The sequence below is a fragment of the Candidatus Methylomirabilota bacterium genome, assembly GCA_035315345.1.
Lineage (GTDB): Bacteria > Methylomirabilota > Methylomirabilia > Rokubacteriales > CSP1-6 > CAMLFJ01.
The window spans coordinates 1-4,393 of record DATFYA010000185.1; the positions used below are offsets into that span (position 1 = coordinate 1).

3 protein-coding genes are annotated in these 4,393 nt (G+C 71.2%); 1 reads left to right on the forward strand and 2 read right to left on the reverse strand.

The features are described 5' to 3' along the window. A partial coding sequence (locus VKN16_23470; GenBank protein ID HME97173.1) for a molybdopterin cofactor-binding domain-containing protein occupies window positions 1-1,840 on the forward strand: 1,840 nt, incomplete at its 5' end. A gap of 117 nt (window positions 1,841-1,957) precedes the next feature. Here VKN16_23470 and VKN16_23475 read toward each other — a convergent pair. Together VKN16_23475 and VKN16_23480 are read right to left on the reverse strand one after the other, a co-directional pair. Continuing rightward, the gene (locus tag VKN16_23475; protein ID HME97174.1) at window positions 1,958-2,662 is read right to left on the reverse strand and encodes an ABC transporter ATP-binding protein; all 705 of its coding nucleotides are present in this window, start codon (window positions 2,660-2,662) and stop codon (window positions 1,958-1,960) included. Between the two features lie 4 nt (window positions 2,663-2,666). Further along, window positions 2,667-4,393, reverse strand: a 1,727-nt coding sequence (locus VKN16_23480) for a branched-chain amino acid ABC transporter ATP-binding protein/permease (GenBank protein HME97175.1), incomplete at its 5' end; no start/stop codon positions are given.

Consider the following 4,393-nt stretch of genomic DNA (forward strand, 5'->3'; position numbering starts at 1 on the left):
GGACGCCGCGTTCCGGGACGCCGACGCGGTCTACCGCGACACCTTCGACACCGGCCGGCACACCGTCGTGAGCCTCGAGCCGCGCGTGGTGCTGGCCGACTACGATCCGGCCGACGAGACGCTCACCGTGTACCACTCGGGCCAGGCGCCGTACATGTTCCACGACATCCTCTCCCGGCACCTGCGGATCCCCGAGCACCGCGTGCGCGTGATCAACCGGGACGTGGGCGGCTCCTTCGGGCTCAAGATTCACACGTACCCGGACGAGATCGCCACCTGCGCCATCGCGGTGATGCTGGGGCGGGCCGTGAAGTTCCTCGCCGACCGGGTGGAATCGTTCCAGACCGACATCCACTCGCGCGATCACCGGGTGACCGCGGAGATCGCGGTCAAGCGCGACGGCACCATCCTGGCGATGCGTCTCGACGACCTCGCCCCGGTCGGCCCCTTCTCGATGTATCCGCGCTCGAGCGTGGTGGAGAGCGGGCAGGTGCTGCGCACCACGCCCGGCCCCTACCGGTTCCGCGACTACGACGCGCGCGGGCGGGTGGTGTTCCAGAACAAGACCCCGATGTCGCAGTACCGCGCGGTCGGCCACCCGGTGGCCGCGCTGGTCATGGAGGCGATGGTGGACCGGGTCGCCGGTGAGCTCGGGCTGGACCCGGTGGAGGTGCGGCGCCGCAACCTGCTCACCGCCGACATGTATCCGTACAGCGCGCCGAGCGGGCTCTTCTTCGAGAGGCTCTCGCACCACGAGTCGCTCGACGCGGTGCTGGACCTGGCCGGCTACCGCGCGCTCTGCGCCGAGCGCGACCGGCTGCGCGCGGCCGGCGTGTATCGTGGGCTCGGCCTGTGCGTGTTCATCGACCTCACGGTGCCCGGCGCGCAGACCTACGGCACCGGCGGCGCGCGCATCTCCTCGCAGGACGGCACGACGATCCGGCTGGAGCCGAGCGGCAAGCTCACCGTGATCTCGAGCGTCACCGAGCAGGGGCAGGGGACCGACACGATCCTGGCCCAGGTGGCCGCGAGCACCGTAGGGGTGCCGCTCGCCGACGTGCGGGTGGTGACCGGCGACACCATGGTCACCCCCTACGGCGGCGGCACGTGGGGCAGCCGCGGAGCGGGCATCGGCGGCGAGGCCACCATCCACACCGGCAAGGCGCTCAAGGAGAACATCCTCAAGGTCGCGGCGGCGGTGCTCGAGGCGGACCCGCTCGACCTCGACGTGCGCGGCGGCCACGTGGTGGACGCGGCCACCGGGGAGGCGCGGCTGCCGCTGGCCGAGCTGGGGCGCATCGCCTACTTCCGCCCCGACACGCTGCCCAAGGATTTCCAGTCGGAGCTGACCGTGACCCGGCACTACGTGCCGCGCCACCAGCCCCTGGCCTACACCAACGGCGTCCAGCTCTCCCACGTCGAGGTCGACGTGGAGACCGGTTTCGTGACGCTGCTCGGCCACTGGGTGGCGGAGGACTGCGGCCGCATCATCAATCCGATGCTGGTGGACGAGCAGATCCGGGGCGGAGTGGCCCACGGCATCGGCGACGCGCTCTTCGAGCACTGCGTGTACGACGAGCAGGGCCAGCTGCTCACGACCACGATGATGGACTACCTGGTCCCGATGGCCGCGGAGATGCCCGACATCCACGTCGCCCACGTGGAGACGCCCACTCGCTACTCCGAAGGCGGCTTCAAGGGCGCGGGCGAGGGCGGCGTCGCGGGCGCGCCGGGCGCGGTGCTCAACGCGGTCAACGACGCGCTCAGCCCGTTCGAGGCGCGCATCACCCGCGTACCGATGACGCCCGAGGTGATCCTCCGGGCGCTGGGCAAGCTGTAACCCCCCGTTCGCCCTAACCTTGCAATCAGCCGAAGCACAACCTTTCTGGAGCAGGCCGAGGTGCTCTCGCAGGGCTGGGCGATGGCGTGACCGGTCGGCGGGAGTGACCGAAGCGCATCACACCCCCAGGTAGCGGTGGCGCGCCTCCGCGTCGGCCGCGAGGTCGCGCGAGCGCGCTTCATGCTTGATCACGCCCTTCTCGATCACGTACGCGCGCCGGGTGGCCTCGAGCGCGAGACGCGTGTTCTGCTCGACCAGCAGCACCGCCACTCCCTGGCGCTGGATCTCGGTGATGGTGCGCCCGATCGTCTCGACGAAGGCGGGCATCAGGCCCTCGGTGGGCTCGTCGATGAGCAGGAGCTTGGGGTCGGTGCCGAGGCTGCGGGCCATCGTGAGCATCTGCTGCTCGCCGCCGCTGAGGGTCTTGCCCTTGTTGGCGAGGCGATCGCCCAGCGGGGGGAACAGCTCGAGCACGCGGGCCAGATAGGCGTCCATGCGCCGGCCGCGGTCGGTGGTCAAGCGCGCCATCTTGAGGTTCTCGTAGACGGAGAGGTTCGGGAAGATGCGGCGCTCCTCGGGCACGTAGCCGATGCCGGCCCGCACGATGCGGTGGGGCGGCAGCGCGGTGATGTCCTCGCCGTTCCACGTGACGCGGCCGCGCCGGGCCCGCACCACTGCCATGATCGTCTTGAGCGTGGTGGTCTTGCCCGCCCCGTTGCGGCCGAGGAGGGCCACCGCCTCGCCGGTGTCGACGGTCAGCGACACGCCCTGGAGCACGTGGCTCAGGCCGTAGTAGCTGTCCACGCCCTCGACCCGCAGCATCGGCTCAGTCCCGCAGGTACACCCGGCGCACGTCCGCGCTCTCGCGGATCTCGGCGGGGGTGCCCTCGGCGAGGATCTCGCCGTAGTTGAGCACGGTGATGCGGTCGGAGATGCCCATGACCACTTCCATGTCGTGCTCGACCACCACGATCGTGAGGTGGCCGGCGAGGCGCCGCACGAAGGCGGCGGTGCGCCGCGTCTCGTCCGGGCTCATGCCCGCGGTCGGCTCGTCGAGGAGGAGGAAGTCGGGCTCGGTGGCGAGCGCGATGCCGATCTCGAGGTAGCGCTGCTCGCCGTGGGAGAGCTCCCGGGCGAGCGCGTCCCGCTTGGCCGCGAGGCCCAGATGGCGGAGGATCTCCTCGGCGCGGTCGGTGACGCCGCGCAGGCTCTCCGCGCTGCCCCAGAAGCGGTAGTGGGTCACCCGCGACTGGGCCGCGATGCGCACGTTCTCGAGCACGGTGAGGTCGCCGAAGATGTTGGTGACCTGATAGGAGCGGGCGATGCCGAGGCGGGAGACGCGGTGCGCGGGCAGGCCGGTGACGTCCCGGCCCTTGAACAGGATGCGCCCGGCCGAGGGCGGCAGCACGCCGGTCAGCAGGTTGAAGAACGTGGTCTTGCCCGCGCCGTTGGGGCCGATGACCGAGCGCAGCTCGCCCGGGCGCACCTGGAAGTCCACCCCGTTCACCGCGGTGAGGCCGCCGAACGTCTTGGTGAGGCCGCGGCTCTCCAGCAAGGGGCCGCCGTCGCCGTCGCCGGCGGCGCGCGCGGGCGCGGCGACGAGACGCGCGGGGTCGGGCAGGACGTCCTCCGCGGCCTCGACCGGCGCCGGCCGGCGCCGGGAGAGCAGCCGGGTGAGGCTGCCCACGATGCCGTCGGGGAGGAACAACACGATCAGCACGAAGGCGCCGCCCACGAAGACCTCCCAGTACTCGAGGTACTTGGAGAGGAAATCGCGCATCCAGATGAACACGCCCGCGCCCACGAAGGGCCCCAGCAGCGTGCCGGTGCCGCCGAAGAGGGCCATGATCAGCACCGCGCCCGACATGCCCCAGTGGATGTTCTCGATCGGGACGAACTCGAGCACGACCGTGAGCAGCGCGCCGGCCAGCCCCGAGAAGAGCCCGGAGACCGCGAAGGCGGCCAGCTTCACGCGAAGGGTGTCGTAGCCGCAGGCGGCCGCGCGCGTCTCGTTGGCCTTGACCGCGCGCATGACACGGCCGAGCGGGGAGCGGAGCAGGTGGCGGATGGCGAGCATGGCCACGAAGATCACGGTGGCGACGATGTAATAGCGAGTGATCGGCCTCTTGGAGAGCCGCCAGCCGAGCGGGTCGCTCAGGTGGAGGATCGGCAGGTTGCCGAGGCCGTCGGTGCCGCCGGTGACCGGCGTCCACATCAGCACCACGTAGTAGAAGACCTGCGACAGCGCGAGCGTGAGCATCGCCAGATACACGCCGCGCTTGCGCAGCACCAGCACCCCGAGCACGAGCGAGGTCAGCAGGCCCCCGAGGGCGCCGGCCAGGATCGACAGCTCGAGGGGGAGCCGGAAGCGCGCGAGCAGGATCCCGGTGACGTAGGCGGCGACCCCGAGGAACGCGGAGTGGCCGAGGGAGAGCACGCCCGCGTGGCCGAGCAGCACGTCGTAGGCGAGCGCGAAGAGGCCGAACACCAGGACCTCGGTGAGCAGGCCCAGGTAGAAGGGGGTGTAGTCCGCGTAGAGCGGCGCGGTCGCCA